The sequence below is a fragment of the Bacillus cihuensis genome (genome assembly GCF_000504145.1).
Classification (GTDB): Bacteria; Bacillota; Bacilli; order Bacillales; family DSM-1321; genus Peribacillus; species Peribacillus huizhouensis.
The window spans coordinates 1,447,307-1,467,881 of sequence record NZ_KI632495.1 but is presented as its reverse complement, the minus strand read 5'-3'; the positions used below and the strand labels follow the sequence as shown (position 1 = coordinate 1,467,881).

At 37.6% G+C, this 20,575-nt stretch carries 18 protein-coding genes and 1 pseudogene; 13 read left to right on the top strand and 6 right to left on the bottom strand.

Annotated elements, in window-relative coordinates:
* Nucleotides 1–9: 9 nt before the first annotated feature.
* The 3 genes from rpoD to cccA all read left to right on the top strand — a co-directional run bounded on the left by rpoD (nt 10) and on the right by cccA (nt 2,447).
* Nucleotides 10–1,143 (top strand): RNA polymerase sigma factor RpoD, encoded by a 1,134-nt coding sequence (rpoD, locus tag V179_RS0112905; RefSeq protein WP_028391833.1) that lies wholly within the window; start codon nt 10–12, stop codon nt 1,141–1,143.
* Nucleotides 1,144–1,339: 196 nt separating this feature from the next.
* Nucleotides 1,340–1,876, top strand: coding sequence for a hypothetical protein (locus tag V179_RS0112900; RefSeq protein ID WP_028391832.1), 537 nt, complete (start codon nt 1,340–1,342; stop codon nt 1,874–1,876).
* A 202-nt stretch (nt 1,877–2,078) separates the two neighbouring features.
* Nucleotides 2,079–2,447 (top strand): cytochrome c550, encoded by a 369-nt coding sequence (gene cccA, locus V179_RS0112895; RefSeq protein ID WP_028391831.1) that lies wholly within the window; start codon nt 2,079–2,081, stop codon nt 2,445–2,447.
* 178 nt (nt 2,448–2,625) lie between these two features.
* Here cccA and V179_RS0112890 read toward each other — a convergent pair whose 3' ends face one another.
* On the bottom strand, nt 2,626–3,891 hold the full coding sequence (locus V179_RS0112890; RefSeq protein ID WP_028391830.1) for an Nramp family divalent metal transporter: 1,266 nt from the start codon (nt 3,889–3,891) through the stop codon (nt 2,626–2,628).
* A gap of 292 nt (nt 3,892–4,183) precedes the next feature.
* Between V179_RS0112890 and V179_RS0112885 the strand changes: the two genes are divergently transcribed.
* Complete coding sequence (locus V179_RS0112885) at nt 4,184–4,894, top strand: tRNA (adenine(22)-N(1))-methyltransferase (protein ID WP_028391829.1); 711 nt, start codon at nt 4,184–4,186, stop codon at nt 4,892–4,894.
* Nucleotides 4,891–6,012 carry a Nif3-like dinuclear metal center hexameric protein gene (locus tag V179_RS0112880; RefSeq protein ID WP_028391828.1) on the top strand — a complete coding sequence of 374 codons (1,122 nt, stop codon included), beginning with the start codon at nt 4,891–4,893 and terminating at the stop codon, nt 6,010–6,012. The genes V179_RS0112885 and V179_RS0112880 overlap by 4 nt, the downstream gene beginning before the upstream one ends.
* 212 nt (nt 6,013–6,224) lie before the next feature.
* On the opposite strand, the pseudogene V179_RS32460 reads toward V179_RS0112880, so the two are convergent.
* The 4 genes and pseudogenes from V179_RS32460 to vrrA form a co-directional block, all read right to left on the bottom strand.
* Nucleotides 6,225–6,482, bottom strand: a pseudogene (locus V179_RS32460) (phosphatase PAP2 family protein); the annotation flags it as partial.
* A 49-nt stretch (nt 6,483–6,531) separates the two neighbouring features.
* Complete coding sequence (locus V179_RS32455) at nt 6,532–6,696, bottom strand: hypothetical protein (protein ID WP_407637235.1); 165 nt, start codon at nt 6,694–6,696, stop codon at nt 6,532–6,534.
* A 190-nt stretch (nt 6,697–6,886) separates the two neighbouring features.
* Nucleotides 6,887–7,831: a 4-hydroxy-3-methylbut-2-enyl diphosphate reductase gene (locus V179_RS0112870; protein WP_028391827.1), complete on the bottom strand. Its 945-nt coding sequence runs from the start codon at nt 7,829–7,831 to the stop codon at nt 6,887–6,889.
* A 461-nt stretch (nt 7,832–8,292) separates the two neighbouring features.
* The gene (vrrA, locus tag V179_RS29135; protein ID WP_051404946.1) at nt 8,293–8,955 is read right to left on the bottom strand and encodes a VrrA/YqfQ family protein; all 663 of its coding nucleotides are present in this window, start codon (nt 8,953–8,955) and stop codon (nt 8,293–8,295) included.
* 249 nt (nt 8,956–9,204) lie between these two features.
* On the opposite strand from vrrA, the gene V179_RS0112860 reads away from it, so the two are divergent.
* Together V179_RS0112860 and V179_RS0112855 are read left to right on the top strand one after the other, a co-directional pair.
* On the top strand, nt 9,205–10,518 hold the full coding sequence (locus V179_RS0112860) for a DEAD/DEAH box helicase (RefSeq protein WP_028391826.1): 1,314 nt from the start codon (nt 9,205–9,207) through the stop codon (nt 10,516–10,518).
* Between the two features lie 75 nt (nt 10,519–10,593).
* Complete coding sequence (locus tag V179_RS0112855) at nt 10,594–11,484, top strand: deoxyribonuclease IV (RefSeq protein ID WP_028391825.1); 891 nt, start codon at nt 10,594–10,596, stop codon at nt 11,482–11,484.
* Nucleotides 11,485–11,645: 161 nt separating this feature from the next.
* Here V179_RS0112855 and V179_RS0112850 read toward each other — a convergent pair whose 3' ends face one another.
* The gene (locus V179_RS0112850; protein ID WP_028391824.1) at nt 11,646–11,966 is read right to left on the bottom strand and encodes a winged helix-turn-helix transcriptional regulator; all 321 of its coding nucleotides are present in this window, start codon (nt 11,964–11,966) and stop codon (nt 11,646–11,648) included.
* Between the two features lie 429 nt (nt 11,967–12,395).
* On the opposite strand from V179_RS0112850, the gene rpiA reads away from it, so the two are divergent.
* The 6 genes from rpiA to V179_RS0112820 all read left to right on the top strand — a co-directional run bounded on the left by rpiA (nt 12,396) and on the right by V179_RS0112820 (nt 20,521).
* On the top strand, nt 12,396–13,067 hold the full coding sequence (rpiA, locus tag V179_RS0112845) for a ribose-5-phosphate isomerase RpiA (protein ID WP_028391823.1): 672 nt from the start codon (nt 12,396–12,398) through the stop codon (nt 13,065–13,067).
* Nucleotides 13,068–13,371: 304 nt separating this feature from the next.
* Nucleotides 13,372–14,871: a glucose-6-phosphate dehydrogenase gene (zwf, locus tag V179_RS0112840; RefSeq protein WP_028391822.1), complete on the top strand. Its 1,500-nt coding sequence runs from the start codon at nt 13,372–13,374 to the stop codon at nt 14,869–14,871.
* 31 nt (nt 14,872–14,902) lie between these two features.
* A complete protein-coding gene (tkt, locus tag V179_RS0112835) occupies nt 14,903–16,897 on the top strand; it encodes a transketolase (protein WP_028391821.1) in 1,995 nt (664 codons plus the stop codon).
* A 126-nt stretch (nt 16,898–17,023) separates the two neighbouring features.
* The gene (gene gnd / locus V179_RS0112830) at nt 17,024–17,917 is read left to right on the top strand and encodes a phosphogluconate dehydrogenase (NAD(+)-dependent, decarboxylating) (RefSeq protein WP_028391820.1); all 894 of its coding nucleotides are present in this window, start codon (nt 17,024–17,026) and stop codon (nt 17,915–17,917) included.
* Nucleotides 17,918–17,958: 41 nt separating this feature from the next.
* Nucleotides 17,959–18,627 carry a fructose-6-phosphate aldolase gene (fsa, locus tag V179_RS0112825; RefSeq protein ID WP_028391819.1) on the top strand — a complete coding sequence of 223 codons (669 nt, stop codon included), beginning with the start codon at nt 17,959–17,961 and terminating at the stop codon, nt 18,625–18,627.
* Between the two features lie 364 nt (nt 18,628–18,991).
* The gene (locus V179_RS0112820; RefSeq protein WP_028391818.1) at nt 18,992–20,521 is read left to right on the top strand and encodes a DHA2 family efflux MFS transporter permease subunit; all 1,530 of its coding nucleotides are present in this window, start codon (nt 18,992–18,994) and stop codon (nt 20,519–20,521) included.
* The last annotated feature ends 54 nt before the right edge of the window (nt 20,522–20,575 follow it).

Below are 20,575 nucleotides of genomic sequence, written 5' to 3'. Positions count from 1 at the left end.
GGGGAACAAATGGCTGAAAAATCAGCACGTTCCAAAGAGGTTGACAATAATGACTTGAATCTTGATCAGGTGAAAGAACAACTGCTTGAGTTAGGTAAGAAGAAAGGGTCTTTATCCCTTGAGAAGATTGCAGCACGACTCGGAAGCTTTGAACTAGATTCAGATCATATGGATGAGTTCTACGAATTTTTAGGTGAGCATGGCGTCGAAATACTTACTGATGGTGAGGAAGAAGACGAGGACGATCCAAATGTTCAAGAATTGGAAAAAGAAGAAGAGTTTGATTTAAATGATCTAAGTGTACCTCCTGGAGTGAAAATAAACGACCCGGTCCGGATGTATTTGAAAGAAATCGGCCGAGTGGATTTGTTATCTGCGGAAGAAGAAGTTTCCCTTGCCGAGCGTATCGAGGAAGGCGATGAAGAAGCGAAACGTCGTTTAGCTGAAGCTAACCTCCGACTTGTTGTAAGTATTGCTAAACGCTATGTAGGCCGAGGAATGCTGTTCCTAGACCTTATTCAAGAAGGAAACATGGGTCTGATAAAAGCCGTTGAGAAATTTGATTACCGTAAAGGATTCAAATTTAGTACATATGCAACTTGGTGGATCCGTCAAGCGATTACTCGTGCCATTGCTGACCAAGCTCGTACGATTCGGATTCCTGTGCATATGGTCGAGACGATCAATAAGTTAATTCGAGTTCAAAGACAATTGCTTCAAGATCTTGGTCGCGAACCTTCTCCTGAAGAAATTGCTGAAGATATGGATTTGACTCCTGAGAAAGTTCGTGAAATCTTAAAAATAGCGCAAGAACCAGTATCACTAGAAACGCCAATTGGTGAGGAAGACGACTCACATTTAGGCGACTTCATTGAAGATCAAGATGCTACATCTCCTTCTGAGCATGCTGCCTATGAGTTATTGAAAGAACAACTTGAGGATGTTCTTGATACACTCACAGACCGTGAAGAAAATGTATTACGACTTCGTTTTGGTCTTGATGATGGCCGTACACGCACACTTGAAGAAGTTGGTAAAGTATTTGGCGTTACGCGAGAACGTATTCGTCAAATTGAAGCTAAGGCGCTACGTAAACTACGACACCCAAGTCGAAGCAAACGTTTGAAAGATTTCTTAGAATAAGATATCCCTTCAAGTAGATTTTTTAAAACCTAGGGTCTGACCTAACACTATTTATACCGTTTAATGTATCATCTAAACGATATATAATAGATAGAGGGTCTGGCCCTATTTTTTGTCTTCTAGTATATAAAGGCGCTAAAGAATGAATTCATTTTGACGATATAGCAAATAAACGATTGTTTTAGGATGTGGATCCATGAACGAGATGCGAAAGAAAGTTATTATACAAGAAATTATTTACTGGAAAAAGAATAGACTGCTTCCAGATCAATACTGTGATTATTTATTAGCTCTTTACAGCGGTGGTGAAGAAGTGAAGTCTTGTACCAACCTAACGAAAACAACAAATTATCTGTATAGTATCGTCGGACTCCTTTTACTTTTAACTCTATTTTTGAATTATTTTACTCAATTGGCGGTTGGTTTGCAAATGGGTCTGACCTATTTTTTACTTTTTGCTCTCATTAGCTGTACTATATTTTTTTATAAGAAGAAATTTTATTATCATTTTCCGCTCATTGGTTCTGCAATTGTTTTATTGTTAGCAACAATTCGAACAGCCGACTTCATAGCTTCTGAACAAGTAATCGTTCTATATATCCTATTAATTGTAAATTGTTTAATTTGGCTTGTTTTAGGTAAAAAGCTAAATTTGATTTATTTCCTAGTTTCGGGATTTTTGGGATTAACAACCATTATTTACTTCATAGCTAAATTATACAGTATTTTTTAAAAAGAAAATATATTCAACAAAGCTTTTTTTTCTAAAAGTTTACAAATATTTAACGAAAGGCAGGATAATTTTGACTAAAATAAGAAATTATATAAGTTATTCTTGATTAGGTCTTTTCCTTATTTCTTTTTTCTAGTAAACTAAAGATGCTTGTATATTTATTTAATATGGACAGAATAGTAATACATAGGGAGGTAATTGTATGAAACGCAATCCAGTTATTCCATTTATTCTTATTATGGTTCTTGGAATTGGCTTGATGTTCATGCTTTCTTTCAAGGGGCTTGGTGATGCAAAAAACATTGCTAAGGAAAAAGAAGGCGGCGGCGAAAAGACAGGGGAGCAAGTTGCTGCTTCACCAGAGGAACTGTATAAAACCAAAAGTTGCATCGGTTGCCACGGAGGAAACTATGAAGGTGGAGTGGGTCCAAAATTAGCTGGGGTAGGCGAACATTTATCAGTGGATGAAGTCAAAGACATCATTAAAAATGGTAAAGGCCCAATGCCAGGTGGATTAATTCCAGAGGGTAGTATTGATGCAATGGCAGAATTTATTCATGGTTTAAAATAATGTAAGCGCGTAGCAGCATTTCTTGATAGAATGCTGCTGTTTTTTTAGGGATTTACTCTGAAACTAAAAATGTAATTATGCGTCAAATTAAAAAGAGCAGATCCCAAATAATTTTGGAAACTGCTCTTTTGACGTGGCATGGACGGTTTCAATTTAGATAAGGTCATTGCTATAATAATTATCCAATCACAGTAGAGTAAAGCAAGAATAAATTTAGACAAATAATTAATATTGCCACAATCCAAGCAATTATCGTCGTCAATCTATAGTTTGTAAGATTCCCCATAATTTTTTTATTGCTCGTAAACATAATTAACGGTACTAAAGCAAATGCGATTCCAAACGAAAGAACCACTTGGCTCATTACTAGAGCTTTAGATGGGTTAACCCCCATCATAATAATGGCTAACGGCGGAATCATCGTAATAATTCGTCTTAAGTAAATTGGAATTCTCCTTTTGATAAAACCTTGCATAACGACATCACCTGTCATTGTACCAACAGAAGAACTTGAAAGTCCTGCCGATAATAATCCAATACCGAAAAATACCGCGATAGAAGGACCGAGTAATACGCTAAATTGGTTAAATGCCACATCTAAATCCTCGACATATAAACCATTTTTATGAAAAAGAGCAGCAGCTACGATTAACATACTAGCATTAATTGCACCAGCAATGAGCATTGCTATCATGACATCAACTAACTCAAAACGAAAAATTTTCTTCCGTTCTACATCGTTTTTCCCGACAATTCTATTTTGTGTTAAAGCAGAATGTAAATAAATAGCATGTGGCATAACGGTTGCCCCAAGCATTCCAGCAGAAATTAATATACTGTCTACATTTTCAAATTTAGGCGTAAAAAGTCCAGATAGAATAGCGGTACTATCAGGTTGTGCAAAGAACACTTGAATACCAAAAGCAATCACAACAACCAATATCATTCCTGTAATAACTGCCTCTAATGTACGTACGCCTCTTCTTTGAATTTCTAAAATAGCAAATGAACCTATAGCAGCAATAATTGCAGACATTATAAGTGGAAGATCAAATAGTAAATATAGGCCGAGAGCAGCGCCGATAAATTCAGCTAAGTCTGTAGCCATAATAACAATCTCTGCTTGTATCCATAATAAGATCGAGGTCTTTTTTGAAAATCGCTCACGGGATACCTCAGCAAGATTTTTTCCTGTCGCTATTCCTAATTTAGCTGACATCGTTTGGATTAGTGCAGCCATTAAATTAGAAGCAAAAATGACCCATAGCAATGTGTATCCATATTTCGAACCGGCTGCTATATTTGTAGCGTAATTACCAGGGTCAATATATGCGACAGCAGCAATGAAAGCCGGTCCTAAAAAAGGCAGCAATCGTTTCATTCCTTTAGTATCTCCTCTTAATAAATGAGAAGCGGATTTTGTCAGTCCCTTCGAATTAGCCATGATGTTTGCAACCTCCATTTTTTTCGATTACCTGTTAAAGTTTCCTCTAGGAAACTTTGTTTGATAAAAACAATTATATTCGCTTTATGTAAAAAAAGTCAAAAATAATAATGAATAAAGGAATATGATAATTGATTTACTTACTTTGACTTAAAGAATGCTAAAAATTTATTCTCATTAAGTCCAGGATCGAGCCGGTTTTTCTAATCATCGCAGTTCTTATCGATTTTTGTTATAATTTATGTACGATGCCAATCTAGCTTGGACGTAAATTGAAAAGAGAGATGATAAAATGAACCATGAAAAACTATCGATGAGATTAGAGCGAGTTGCTACATATATACAACAAGGAAGCGTGTTGGCTGATATTGGATCAGATCATGCGTATTTGCCTTGTTATGCAGTTCAGAAAGGGATCAGCGTAAAAGCGATTGCGGGAGAAGTAGTAGAAGGCCCCTTTCAGTCGGCGAAAAAACAAGTGAAACTGACGGAATTAGAAGACCAAATAGATGTACGGTTAGGAAATGGTCTTGATGTATTGCTGCCTAATGAGGCGACATGCATCACGATTGCCGGGATGGGTGGTCTATTAATTTCCTCCATTCTTGAAAATGGGAAAGATAAGCTTGGTGCTGTAAAGAGGCTTGTTCTACAGCCGAATGTCGGTTCGAATATTGTTCGTAAGTGGTTACTTGAAAATGATTGGGAATTAGTAAATGAAGAAATTCTTGAAGAAGATGGGAAAATTTACGAAATTCTAATTGCTGAACGAGGAATACCTACCAAGCCATATGCAAATGATGCTGAATCCGCTCTGCTTTTTGGACCATTTTTAATGGCGCAGCGTCATGAAGTATTTTTGAAAAAGTGGCAGCTTGAAAAGGAACATTGGCAAAGAATCATCCAAGAGATGGATGAAAAGAGTCAGAATGCTGCAACAAGTAGTAAGCGTCAGGAATTAATAAATCAAATTCAACAAGTGGAGGTGGTATTAGGGATATGAAAACAGCAAATGGTTACCAAATCATTGAATTATTTGAACAGTTTTCACCTAAGCGATATGCAGCTATGGAAAACGATCCAATTGGTCTCCAAATCGGCAGTTTGAAAAGACCTGTGACAAAAGTATTGGTTGCCCTTGATGTAGTTCCGGAAGTGGTTGATGAGGCTATCGACGCTGGAGCTGAGCTCATCATTGCACATCATCCATTCATTTTCCGTCCATTGAAAAAAATCGATATGACGGAAACAAGTGGTCAAGTGATTGAAAAGTTAATTAAGCATGATATTACGGTCTATGCTGCTCATACAAATTTAGATGTGGCAAAAGGTGGAGTAAATGATTTATTAGCTGATGCGTTAGAGTTGCAACAAACTGAAGTGCTCGTTCCTACACATGAAGTGAAGTTAAAGAAACTTGTTGTGTACGTTCCAGTTGAGGCTGCGGATTCAGTGAGGGAAGCTATTGGAAAAGCTGGAGCAGGAGCGATTGGCAACTATAGTGATTGTTCGTTTTCGATGGAAGGAACGGGTAGATTTTTACCGCAAGAGGGAAGTAATCCGACGATAGGTTCTAAAGGAATCATTGAAAGTGTTGCCGAAGCACGAATTGAAACGATTTATCCTGAGACAATAGAGCGAAAACTTCTCTCGGCTCTGATCAAAGCACATCCTTATGAAGAGCCTGCTTTTGATCTCTATGAGCTAGAAAACACAGGTGAAGTATTGGGTCTTGGAAGAGTTGGTACATTGAAAGAAGAAATGACACTTGAGCAATTCGCCAGCCATGTGAAGAAAACACTCGAGGTTGATATGGTCCGCATGGTCGGGGACCGTCAAGATTTGGTGAAAAAAGTAGCCGTTTTAGGTGGAGATGGGAATAAATATTTCACCTCTGCGATATTTAAAGGTGCTGATGTGTATGTAACGGGTGATATGTATTATCATATTGCGCACGATGCAAAAGCGATGGGATTAAACATTATTGATCCCGGTCATAACGTAGAAAAAGTTATGAAAAAAGGAGTAGCAAATGTCATGGCTGAGAGCTGTCGTGCCAAAGGGCTAGCTGTTGAATTCATCGCCTCGGACATCCATACGGATCCATTTACGTTTATTTAATGAATAAGAGTTTGCCAAAAGTATAGGTTAACAATAATATGTTTAATTTTGTGCAATAAACACATTTAGGAGCTGTCCCAAAACGAAAGGATCAGACCCCGTAACAACTATATACAGATTATAGTTAGTATTTTACTACTAGATACTATATATAGTACGAGGCCAGGTCCTTTAGGGACACCCTTTTCTAATTTTTCTCATTTAAATACCAGTTACCTTACAAGTACTAAAGTAATAGGTTTCAGTTTGAATAAAAAATAATGTGTAATAAATGCGATTATGACTCCATTTAAAATCCCTGCAAGTACATCAAAGGGGTAGTGTACCCCCACCCATATTCTTGAAAAAGCAACTCTTGTTGCAGACGTAGCATGGTCACTCGGAAAAGAGGAATTAGCAGAATGCTCTACGAGTTGAATAATTTTATGCGAGATGAAAGGGCGTTCCTTATAAATGAATAATTCAATAAGTTTGTTATTGAATAGGCCAAAGTAAATGCAAACATAGCCTGAACAGCGATTACGCGGAAATTGCTCTTAGGAGCCAAAAGATAAAAATCAATAAGACAAAAGCATATTGAACATATTCCGCAAACAAAATCATGATATGATCGATTAATTGATATTGCTGGACTTTGTAATTGATAAATATAAACCATAAATAATCTATGTTTGTTACACTCATTTCATATTCACCTTTAACGCACTTTCCTTTTTTCAACACTTTAACAAATTATTACATATGTCTACAAATTATTGACTCGTAATCAAAAAAGAAAACCTCACACTATATCTATCGTTTATTGTGTCAATGACACATTTAAAAACGATATTTAATAGATGTGAGGTCTATTCCTTTTACTTTAACAATTATTTTAAGATTTTTGCTTAATTTTCGGCAAGATTTTCGTTAATGGTACTTTCTTAGTCGTATCCCAAGTGGATTCATCTTCTGGGTCGTATTTTTCTAAAAAGGTAATGACTTCTTTCGTAATTGGTGTTGGTGTGGAAGCGCCTGAAGTTACACCAACTGTATTTGCATCCTTTAACCAGTCTAATTGAAGTTCAGAAAGGTCCGCGATTCGATACGCTTGTGTACCAGCAATCTCAATAGACACTTGTGCAAGGCGATTGGAGTTATTACTTTTAGGGTCTCCAACAACAATCAGTACATCAGCTTCACCAGCTTGCTGAGCAACGGCCTCTTGACGCACTTGGGTTGCCATACAGATTTCTTTGTGTACTTCACAATGTGGATATTTCTCTTTGACTTTGTCCATAATATCGACAACATCCCATTGGCTCATTGTTGTTTGGTTCGTTACAATAATTTTTTCGTCTTTTAGTGTTAGTTTCTCTACATCTGCAGCTGATTCAACTAAATGAACCATATCTGGTGCTACTCCAAGTGCTCCTTCGGGTTCTGGATGGTTCTTCTTCCCGATATAGATGATTTGATAGCCAACAGACGTCTTCTCTCGAATTAAATCATGGGTAACGGTAACGTCTGGACAAGTCGCATCAATGCTAACAAGGCCTTTTTCTTCAGCTAATTTTCTAATTTCAGGTGAGACGCCGTGGGCAGTGAAAATAACGGTACCGCCATCCACTTTCTCAAGAATTTCCTTCCGGTTATTTCCGTCAAGCGTTATGATTCCATCCTCTTCAAAAGCATCTGTCACATGTTTATTATGAACAATCATTCCTAATATATAAATTGGACGTGGTAATGTTTTATCTAAAGCCGCATTCCGAGCGATAACCATGGCATCCACAACGCCATAGCAATAGCCGCGCGGTGATATTTTAATTACTTTCAATGTGGTTCCTCCTTATATGGAAAAAGAAATCCATAGATACACTTATATTATATAAGAGGTTACGAAATTTTACAAAGAATGTTCGTATGTAAAAGAGGTTATTCAATCCATGTGGTAATAATCATGACTTTCTGATAAAAGGTGAGTGTCCTAAGCAAGTTCATTCATCACGTAATAATAGTATGAGGGAAGGTAATAGATTGCTCTTTAGAACTTTGAACTTTTCTTATTTTAATGGCTCTGCTAAACTTGCTTGTTGATTTGAAGGAAAGGCGTTCGCTTTCCGCGGCCGGTCAGGGAGCCTCCTCGGCGCTGTGAGACTGTGGGGTCTTCCCTATAATATGACTCGTCTTTCTCGCAGGGTGCTCACGCCTTCCGCTACAATCAACAAAGTGCCAAAATCAACAATGAGCTTTAACATAGCCATCTTAAAAAGAGAGTGCCACATTGACACCCTCGGATTAAATATATAATTTTGGACTTGAATCACCTTGTGTCGCTCTTTTTTTTCGAGGTTTTTTTGCTGGCACTAGTTCCTCCGTGACAGTTATGTTCTCTTCTTTAGGTGAAGTATCTTCAACCGCTTCCTTTGGTGTCTCTTCGGATGAATCCGTTGAATCCGTTGAATCAGTTGACCCTGAGTTTTTTAAGCCTTGATAAATCTTCCACATGGACGGGATATTCTTAACAATAGGACCGTATTGTTGAATCATTGGTGTCACTTGTTCCGCGGCCTGTAAGACTTTTTGTGTGTTAGCTAGCATACCTGAAAGAGCGCCGGGATTTTTTAATGTTTCCAAAATTCCTCCAGCTCCTGATTGTGCTGCTGCTCCTCTAGTTGCTTGACTGGATGCAGAAGGGGGGGCGAATGGGTTTATGGACGGTTGTTTTTTATTTTTTCCTAATAGCTTGGATAAAAGTCCACCCGATGAAGGTGGCTTCTGTGGACGGTTTCCTTGACCTTGCCCGAAGCCAGACCCTGGTCTCATCGCATTTCTAGCCTGCTGTGGGGGGAAGTTAGCTGGCCCCAAAAATCCATTAGGGCCTCTGTATGGTTGTGGATTGCCGTTTCCACGGCTATGCCCGAATCCTGGGCCTTGCCCGAACATTCTATTTGGAGGCATATTGTCACTCCTTTCTAACAAATTTTCCTCTTCTATATAAATTATGCTTAGTAAGTAAAAAGGTTATCTGTTTTAATAGTGAAGTATCAAATAAGTATTTTGTATCCATTAAATCTTTTCTGTCGACGCATCATAATGATGGAAAATATACGCGCACTTGCGTATTACACCATTCTTAAACTATAATAAATAGATATGTCAAGGTTCTGATGAAGATTGGAAAGCCTGACGATTTAAAGGAGTTTTTAGATGAAGCAAAACAATTTTGAACGATTTAAGTTGGAAAGCTATATGATAGAGGCCGTAGAGTCATTAGGTTTTGATAAACCGACGGAAATACAAGAACGTGTCATACCGGCCGTTTTAAAAGGAACAAGCCTAATTGGTCAATCGCAAACAGGTACGGGGAAAACTCACGCGTATTTACTACCAATTATGAATAAACTTGATAGCACGAAAGAAGAAGTGCAAGCGATTATTGCCGCCCCAACACGTGAGCTTGCCAACCAAATTTACAAAGAAGCTCTTAAGATTGCTGAGCATTTTCCAGAGGAATCACCTTTGCAAGTTCGTGTTTTTATTGGTGGGACTGATAAGCAACGGACTATTGATAAGTTAAAAACACAACCGCATCTCGTAATTGGTACACCAGGTAGAATTAAAGATTTGGTAGCTGATCAAGCACTTCGTGTTTTTTCGGCTGATATGCTTGTTGTCGATGAGGCCGACTTAATGCTCGACATGGGCTTCATAGAAGATGTTGACAAATTTGCCTCAAAAATGGCACAGCATCTTCAAATGTTGCTCTTCTCAGCAACAATTCCTGAGAAATTAAAACCTTTCATGAAAAAATATATGAATAATCCGAAGCATGTCCAAGTCGATCCAAAGCAAGCGGCCGCGGTGAAGATTGAACATGTACTTGTTCCGTTGCGTCATCGTAATAAGACGCAGTTATTGCATGACGTTGTTGTAAACTATAATCCGTACTTAGCGATTATTTTTACGAACACGAAGAAAATGGCAGATACAGTTGCCGATGCTCTTATTGAAAAGGGATTAAAAGTCGGTAGAATTCATGGTGATTTGTCACCGCGTGATCGTAAGAAAATGATGAAGCAAATTAATGATTTGGAATACCAATACATTGTAGCGACTGATTTAGCAGCTCGTGGAATTGATATTGAAGGTGTTTCTCATATTATTAATTATGAGCTACCATCAGATCTTGACTTCTACATCCATCGAACTGGTAGAACGGCACGTGCTGGATATTCAGGAATAGCCGCCACCATCTATGACGTATCTGACGAGGATGCATTAAATCGATTGGAGAAATTAGGAATTACATTCCATGATCGCGATTTAGTAAATGGCGATTGGGTGGAAATTGATGCTCGTAATAAACGAAAAACACGTAAAAAACAAGGAAATGAAATCGACGAAAAAGCAAAGAAAATGGTGAAGAAACCGAGCAAAGTAAAGCCAGGCTATAAAAAGAAAGTTCAACGCGAGGTTGAAAGTTTCAAAAAACGTGAGCGTCGCTTACAAAAGAAGAAATAAAGCGGAACTACCCTCAGTGGGAAGTTCATTCCCACTGATTAGTTAAACCGTGATAAAAGTTAGGGGGAGACGAGGTTGAAAATAGGATCACATGTTTCGATGAGCGGAAAAAGTATGTTGCTTGGAGCGAGTGAAGAAGCTGTTTCTTATGGTTCAAATACGTTTATGATTTATACTGGCGCCCCGCAAAATACGAGACGTAAAAAAATAGAAGAGTTGAATATTGCAGCAGGGCACCAACATATGGAAGAGCATGGGATAACTGATATTGTCGTTCATGCCCCTTATATCATCAACATCGGCAACTCACAAAATCCAGCAACCTTTGAACTAGGGGTCAATTTTTTGCGAAGTGAAATTGAACGAACGCAAGCACTTGGTGCGAAACAAATTGTGCTTCACCCTGGTGCACATGTCGGTGCTGGACCGGAGGAAGGCATTAAGAAAATCATAGAAGGATTAAATGAAGTACTTGTTTCCGATCAAGAAGTGCAAATTGCACTAGAAACAATGGCTGGAAAAGGTACGGAGTGTGGTAGAAGCTTTGAAGAACTTGCGATGATATTTGATGGTGTTACACTTCATGATAAACTGTCTGTTACACTTGATACCTGCCATGTCCACGATGCTGGGTATAATATTATCGAGGATTTTGATGGTGTTTTAAATGAATTCGATAAAATCGTTGGACTTGATCGGTTGAAGGTGTTACACATAAATGACAGTAAAAACGAGCGCGGCGCACGTAAAGACCGCCATGAAAACATTGGCTTTGGCCATATCGGTTTTGAAGCGTTGCGTTATATTGTTCATCATCCACAGTTAACCGAGATTCCGAAGATTCTTGAAACACCATTCGTTGGTGAAGACAAGAAAAATAAGAAAGCTCCATATAAATTCGAAATCGAGATGTTAAAAGGGAATACTTTTGATAGCAGCCTTTTAGAAAAAATTGCATTAAATTAAGTTCAAACAGCGAATGGCTGAGGTAAGCTGTTCGCTGTTTATCGTCAATATGCAGATGTAGAAGAAACGAAACAAATGTGAGCTAAATTGAGTAATATGTATGAGTAGATTTTACAGCAAAAAAACATCTCCTTATCCGTTAAGAAGATGCTGTCCGTTCATTATAGCCATTTATCAGCCCAATTCTCAAAATAAGAAAGCGCTTTCGATAATTCGGTCCCTTTTTTAGTTAAAGAGTATTCGGTACGAATAGGTCGATCAGCAATCACATTACGAATAACAATGCCACTATCCTCGAGCTCTTTGATTCGTTCATTTAGGACTCGTTTACTTAAATTAGGGATATAGGTAGCAATCTCACTAAATCTTTTTGGCTCATCCTTCAACGTATAGAGAATTAAGCCTATCCATTTTTTCCCCAATAAGTGATAGGACTGTTCCACCTTTTCACATAGCTTCTCTTCCTGTTTTTCCTCAATCATATTTTTCACCTCATATCTTCAGTATATTCCAAATCACATAGGGAACAAATAGTAACTAATAATATTTTTAACGATAATAAATAATAATCTATGTAAACATATAATAACACATAATACTTTTAAAATGTATGTTTAATGCCATTATTATAGAATTTCGTTATAATGAGTAACGAATAAATAGGTTATATAAAATTACTATGTTATTATTAATGAAATTATTATATTCTAATTAATGTGATAACTAAAAATGCAATTTCTTTTATTATAATCTTAAACACGGAAATACGCTGAAAAATATAATGAAAAAATGTATAGTGGAAAATGTCTATAAGAAAACGATACAATATTGGTCAAATGAGATAGTAAGCGGAAGTAGATTCTTACATTGTACAAGGTATAGCTTAAAACATGATATAAGGAGCGAGAACGGTGATTGAAAAAAAAATCGTTGGTGAAAAAGCAGTTGAATTTATAAAAGATGGCATGACTGTTGGACTGGGTACTGGTTCGACCGTTTATTATACGATTATGAAACTTGGGCAATTAATGAAAGAAGGTCTTTCAATAAAAGGGGTCCCGACCTCGATTCAGACGGAACAACTAGCAAATGAATGTGGAATTCCTCTCGTTACCTTTAAAGAGATTAATCATATTGATGTAACCATTGATGGAGCGGACGAAGTAGATCCGCAATTAAGTCTAATAAAAGGAGGAGGCGGAGCTCTTTTAAGAGAGAAGATTATCGCGAGAGCTGCAAAGAGTTTTATTGTCGTTGCTGATCCTGCTAAAATGGTTGACTATTTAGGAGCGTTCCCCCTCCCGATTGAAGTAGTCCCATTTGGAGTGGAAATGACAAACAAACAGATTAGGTTATTAGGGGCAGAAACAAAAATCCGCTCTGCCAACAATGGTCCATATAAATCTGACAATGGGAATTACATTATTGATGCTAAGTTTCCAAATATACTAGATCCCGTCACATTAGAACAAAAACTTAATATGATTCCAGGTGTTGTTGAAAATGGCTTGTTTAATCAAATGGCAGATGCTGTGATTACTCTAAACACCGATAAGCAAATCGTGGTTAAAAATCGATCATGAAAAATTAAGGAGTCGGCATTAAAAACTAAATTTTTTGTTAGTAGTTTATTAATAATAACAAAGGGTTCATATAATTCCTATTGTGTTATATTCTAGGGTTAGATTTGAAAAACTTATTATATAACAGCTTAAACAAAGTTCACAAAGTAGACACAAACTACTTGACTATAAATGAACCAAGGTATAACATGGTTATATAAAGTAACTCATACAATAAAGAGTACCTGGTAAATTCTTCTTAATGAATAACAACCTCGTACGAAGAAATCAACCATGTTTTTGTTAATTAAGGGGGAATAAAGGGATGGAGTCCATGACCTTTGTTTTATTCGGATCAACGGGGGATTTGGCGAAGAGGAAAATTTTCCCTGCTTTGTATAATTTATATGCAAATCAAAAAATGCCTCAAAAGATCTCCATCATCGCTGTAGGAAGGAAAGAGATGTCAGATAGTGACTTACAAGCCTATGTGAAACAATCTTTGCAAACCTTTTCTAGAAGTATAATAGATGATGAAACTAGATTAGCAGACTTTCTTGATGCTTTTCGCTATAGCCGATTTGATGCAACGAAGATTGAAGACTATCAATCATTACGTGACCTTGTTGAACAGAGAGAAAAGGAATTACATATTCCAGAAAATAGAATGTTTTATCTTTCTGTTGGTCCTGAGTTTTTCGATCTCATTGCTTTAAATATAAAAGAAAGCGGATTAGGTTCTACAAAGGGATGGAAGCGTCTGATTATTGAAAAACCTTTTGGACATGATTTAGAATCTGCACGCCTTTTAAATGCAAATTTAACGAAAGCGTTTGAGGAAGAAGAAATATATCGAATTGACCATTATCTTGGTAAGCCAATGGTTCAAAATCTAGAAGCGTTAGCATTTGCAAACCCAGTATTGCAAGCGCTTTGGAACAACGAAAATATCGCAAATGTACAAATAACAGCGAGTGAAACCGTTGGGGTTGAGGAGAGAGCAGGCTATTATGATAAGTCTGGTGCACTTCGAGATATGTTTCAAAATCATATGTTACAAATGCTAATGATGACAGCGATGCAAAAACCAAACAAAATCAGTGCAAACGACATACGAAATGAAAAAAGAAAAGTAATGGAATCACTTCGTCCATTAAAAAAAGAAGATGTCGGTTTACAAGTAATACGCGGTCAATATACATCAGGTGAAATGAATGGGAAGCAGGTGAATGGTTATCTAGACGAACCAGGAATTCATTCTACTTCTATGAATGACACCTTCATCGCTGCTGAACTTTGGATTGATAATTCATTTTGGAGTGGAGTGCCGTTCTATATTAGAACAGGCAAACGAATGAAAGAAAAGTCTACGCGGATTGTGATTGAATTTAAAGACTCAGCAAATGAACTGTATAAGGATCAAAATGTGAAAGTGGCTCCGAACCTCTTAATCATTGAAATCAATCCAAATGAAAATGTTACATTACAATTAAATAGCAAAAACCCATTAAACGGGGAAATCGAACCGATAAAAATGAATTTCACTTCCAATCAAAAAGATGTACCTGAAGCCTATGAAAGACTCATTTATGATGCTTTTCGTGGCGATTCAACCTTCTTTGCCCATTGGAAAGAAGTTGAATTGGCTTGGGAATGGGTGCAACCTATTATTGATGCTTTTTCCGAAGGGTCTGTTCCACTCATGCAATATGAGTCCGGATCATACGGGCCAAAGGAAGCCCATCAATTATTACAAAATGTAGGCTTTAAATGGTGGTTAGATGAAGAAACTGTAGTCTCGAAAAAGGAAGCTGTGCTTGTTTAACAAAAAAAAGATCATTCAGGGGGATATTAAAATGACATATAATATTGAAACTTTAGCTGTTAATACAATTCGTACTTTATCTATTGATGCAATTAATAGTGCAAATTCAGGACATCCTGGTCTACCAATGGGTGCGGCACCAATGGCGTACGCTTTATGGGCGAATCATTTATCTCATAATCCTGCCCATTCAAAATGGTTTAACCGTGATCGCTTTGTTTTGTCTGCAGGACATGGTTCAAGTTTATTATACAGCTTGCTTCATTTAACGGGCTATGACGTTTCTTTAGAGGATCTAAAAAACTTCCGTAAATTAAACAGTAAAACACCTGGTCATCCAGAAGTGGGTCATACAGATGGTGTTGAAGCAACTACAGGTCCATTAGGTCAAGGTATCGCAACTGCAGTTGGTATGGCTATGGCAGAAGCGCACTTAGCGGCTAAATTCAATAAAAAAGAATTCCCGGTAGTAGATCACTTTACGTATGCATTAGTAGGCGATGGTGACTTAATGGAAGGTGTTGCATATGAAGCAATGTCTATGGCGGGTCATATGAAACTAGGAAAATTAATCGCGTTATATGATTCTAATGATATTTCACTAGATGGTGAATTAAACCTTTCATATGGTGAAGATACGAAAAAACGTGCGGAATCTGTCAATTGGCAGTATTTACGAGTGGAAGACGGAAACGATGTTGAAGCAATCACAAAGGCGATTGAAGAAGCGAAACTAAATCTAGATCAACCAACTCTTATCGAAATTAGAACAATCATTGGCTTTGGTAGCCCGAAAGTTGCTGGAACGAATAAAGCACATGGTAACCCACTTGGTGTTGAAGAAGCGAAAGCAACAAAATTAGCTTATGACTGGAATTATGAAGAAGATTTCTATGTACCTGAAGAAGTAAAAGCTCATTTTGCAGAATTAAAACAGGTTGGCGGCAACAAAGAAGAGCAATGGAATACATTATTTGCTGCGTACAAAGAAGCTTGTCCTGAATTGGCAAGTGAACTTTCTGATGCGATTGATGGAAAAGTATTAATTGAAGCGCAAGACATTCTAACTTTTGATACGGATAAAGAAGTATCAACACGAGTGGCAAGCGGTCAAGCAATTAACCACTTTGTTAAAACAGTTCCATCTATTTTTGGAGGAAGCGCAGATCTTTCAGGATCTACAATGACGGATATTAAAGGCGAAGCGAAATTTGCTGTTGAATCATTTGCTGGTCGCAATGTGTACTTTGGTGTTCGTGAACATGCAATGGGTGCTGCTGGAAATGGAATGGCTCTACACGGTGGAGTAAAACCTTTTGTTAGTACATTCTTTGTCTTCAATGACTATTTACGTCCAGCGATCCGTTTAGCGGCTTTATCAAAACTACCAGTTACGTATGTGTTTACACACGACTCAATCGCTGTAGGTGAAGATGGTCCAACACATGAGCCAATTGAACAATTGACTGCTCTTCGTGCGATTCCTGGTCTTACAGTGATCCGTCCAAGTGATGCAAATGAAACAGCAAGTGCATGGGCTTATGCATTACAAAACGTGGATGGTCCAGTAGTGTTAGTACTTAGCCGCCAAAACTTGCCAGTGTTTGAAGAAACAAAAGGTAATCTGGAAAACCTTTCTAAAGGTGCCTACGTTCTAACTGAAACAAACGAAAATCCTGATATGATTTTAATGGCTACAGGATCTGAAGTCTCACTTGCTGCAAGTGCGAAAGTAGAGCTAGAAAAAGAAAATGTATCGGTTCGTGTCGTAGCTATTCCAAGTTGGGAACTTTTCAAAAACCAACCGAAAGAATATCAAGAACAAGTATTACCTGCTTCAGTTACGAAGCGCTTAGCAATTGAAATGGGTATTTCTCTAGGTTGGGAACGATTTGTCGGCCAAGAAGGGAAAATTTTATCGATCGAAACGTTTGGAGCTTCAGGAAGTGGAGCGTCAGTTCTGGAATACTTCGGATTTACGACAGAAAATGTTGTCAAAATTTCTAAAGAATTATTAAATTCTTAATCAAGAATTTGCACCTGAATGATAATAAATCTGCGTTTTCTAATTGACAGTTTAATTGTGAATGAAGGAAATTAGAAAACGCGGAATTTATATATATATGCTTTTACGATCATAGGAGGCGTCATCATGAAAGTCGGATTAATCGGTTTAGGGAAAATGGGGTTAAATATCGGTCAAAATTTATTGGATCATAACCATGAAGTGGTAGCATTTGATGTAAATCCCACTGCAGTACAAGAAATGAGAAACTTTGGGGCAACGGGTACATCAAGTTATAAAGAACTTGTTGAAAATTTAGACAAACCAAGAGTTCTTTGGATAATGGTACCTCATTCTGTTGTTGATTCAGTGATTGATGAAGTGAAACCATTCCTTGAACCTGGAGATATTGTGATTGAAGCTGGTAACTCCCATTATAAGGAATCCATTCGCCGCTACAATTACTTTAAAGAAATAGGGGTAAACTTCTTAGACGCAGGTACTTCTGGCGGTATGGAAGGTGCGCGTAATGGTGCCAATTATATGGTTGGTGGGGATGCGGAAGCATGGTCGATCGTAGAACCTATTTTCCGAGATACCTCTGTTGAAAATGGCTATATTTTTACAGGTAAAGCAGGTGGTGGTCATTTCCTAAAAATGGTTCATAATGGTATTGAATACGGAATGATGGCTGCCATTGGTGAAGGATTTGAACTCCTAGAAAAAAGTGAATTTGATTATGATTATGAAAAAGTTGCAAGAGTTTGGAACAACGGATCTGTTATTCGTTCATGGTTGATGGAATTGACAGAAAATGCTTTCTCTAAAGATGCAAAACTAGACGATATTAAAGGGGTCATGCATTCTTCAGGTGAAGGGAAATGGACGCTTGAAACAGCATTAGACCTTCAAATGGCGACTCCGGTTATTGCGATGTCCTTGTTAATGCGTTATCGCTCATTAGAAGAAGATACGTTTACAGGGAAAGTTGTCTCAGCACTCCGCAATGAGTTTGGTGGACATGCAGTAGAGAAGAAGTAAGCAAGAAAAAAAAATTAATGAAAATACGGAGGTAATTTATAATGAAATTTTTTATCGATACTGCGAACCTAGAGGATATTCAAAAAGCGTATAAAATTGGCGTTCTTTCTGGTGTAACGACAAATCCTTCCTTAGTTGCTAAAGAAGGGGTTAAATTTGAAGATCGTATTGAAGAAATTCTAAAAGCTGTACCATCTGTTGAATCTGTATCTGCAGAAGTTACGCCTGCTGCTGTTTCAGCAGAAGAAATGATTGCTGAGGCAGAGGAACTAATTAAAATCAATGGTGGAGATAAAAAGGTAACAATTAAAGTTCCGATGACATTAGCTGGTCTAGAAACAACACGTTATCTTGCAGAGAAAGGAGTTAAAGTTAACGTAACTCTTATTTTCACTGTGAACCAAGCTCTTTTAGCAGCTCGTGCAGGTGCTGCTTATGTATCACCGTTCTTAGGTCGTTTAGATGATATTTCTGAAGATGGTGTTCAATTGGTATCAAAAATTGCTGAACTATTCCGCGTTCATCAATTAGATTCACAAATCATTGCGGCTTCAGTCCGTCATCCAGATCACGTAACTCGTGTAGCAATGGCTGGTGCTCATATTGCGACTATTCCTTACAATGTTATTGAGCAACTTACTAAGCACCCGCTTACAGATCAAGGCATTGAGAAATTTGCAGCTGATTGGGAAAAAGCTCCTAAAAACTAATTTTATATAAGTAAGACCATTTGTTTGGTTTTCTAGCGGGCGATAGTTTCTTTATCAAAATACCTGGAATGATTTTCTCCAGGTAATTGTAAAGAATCTATCGCCTTTTTTGTAGTGAAAATGGTATCAACAACATAAATGTATAAATATTCTTTTGGCATTTAGCTTAAATTTTTTACTATCCAAGCCTCGAATGATCCCATTATTCTGTCCATTCCCAGCAACTGCATAAAAATCACTACTCCAGTTTAACCTAGTAGTGATTATATATTTTTGGATTGCAAAATTAAAATAGTTATTATATAATGTGGAATCGGAATAAGAGTATAAAAAAATGAACTGCGAGTTCATAGGGGGAACACAAATGGATCATTCAATACAAAAGACTGATCGTCCACCGTACGGCATGATTGCCGTCTTGATGATTGGTGCATTTATAGCTTTTTTAAACAATACTTTACTAAACATTGCCTTGCCGTCAATTATGAAGGATTTAGATGTAGGGACATCGACTGTGCAATGGCTCACTACAGGTTTTATGTTAGTAAACGGGATCTTAATTCCAACGACGGCATTTTTAATTCAAAAATACTCTGTACGGAACCTTTTTTTAACAGCCATGTTATTATTTACGCTCGGTACGGTTCTTGCTGGTTTTGCACATGCATTTCCGCTTTTATTAATTGGACGAATGGTTCAAGCATCAGGTTCAGCCATTTTGATGCCATTGTTAATGAATGTCATGTTAACGAGCTTTCCTGTGGAAAAGAGAGGAGCGGCGATGGGGATTTTTGGTTTAGTTCTAATGGGAGCCCCAGCGATTGGTCCGACTTTATCGGGCTGGATCATTGAACACTATGACTGGAGAATGCTGTTCCATTTTGTAACACCCATTGCAATTGTCGTGTTGTTGGTTGGCATCTTCTTGCTGAAAGGGAAAAAGGAAAAAGTCGATATCCGTCTCGACCTATTTTCGGTTCTTTTGTCGAGTTTAGGTTTTGGCGGGTTGCTATATGGCTTTAGTTCTGCAGGTACGAAAGGCTGGGATAGTCCGCTTGTATATGGGACATTGATCATTGGGGTAATTGCATTGGTTTGGTTTATTTTACGTCAATTGAAGTTAGAAAGACCAATGCTTGAATTTAGAATCTATAAGTATCCAATGTTTGCTTTATCATCAGCTATTTCCATGACAATTACGATGGCTATGTTTTCGGCTATGATTTTACTTCCTATTTATGTCCAAACGATTCGCGGAATATCTCCTATGGATGCGGGATTAATGCTATTGCCGGGGGCAATATTAATGGCTGTTATGTCACCAATTAATGGGAAATTATTTGACAAATTTGGTGGACGTATACTAGCCGTTATTGGTTTAGCGATAACGACAATTACAAGTTATTACTTCAGTAAATTAACTCTTGATACTTCTTATACTTTCTTAATCATTTTATATTCAGCCCGGATGTTTGGTATGTCCATGGTGATGATGCCAGTTTCGACTAATGGCTTAAACCAATTGCCGGCGCGTTATTACCCACATGGTACTGCAATGAACAATACTATGCAGCAAGTTTCTGGCGCCATTGGTACAGCGTTATTGGTAACGATTATGTCGAATCGTACGGAAACGCATGCGACTGAAATAGCTGCCGATGCAATGAAACACTTGGTTGGGCAGCCAACGGCCGCACAAGCAGCAGAAATGAAACAACAAATTGCGATGCAAGCGATGTTAGAAGGAATTAATGATGCTTTCTTAGTGACTGTCGGTATTGCTGGGGTTGCTTTAATCTTAGCTTTCTTTATAAAACGGGCTAAACCAGCAGAAGATATAATCGAAAAAAAGCCATCTGGCAATAAGGTTGTAACGAAATTAGTAAAGAATTAATGATGTTGCAATTTTAGCGTTTCTGCTGAAAAACAAAATCAATAACCTATTTTA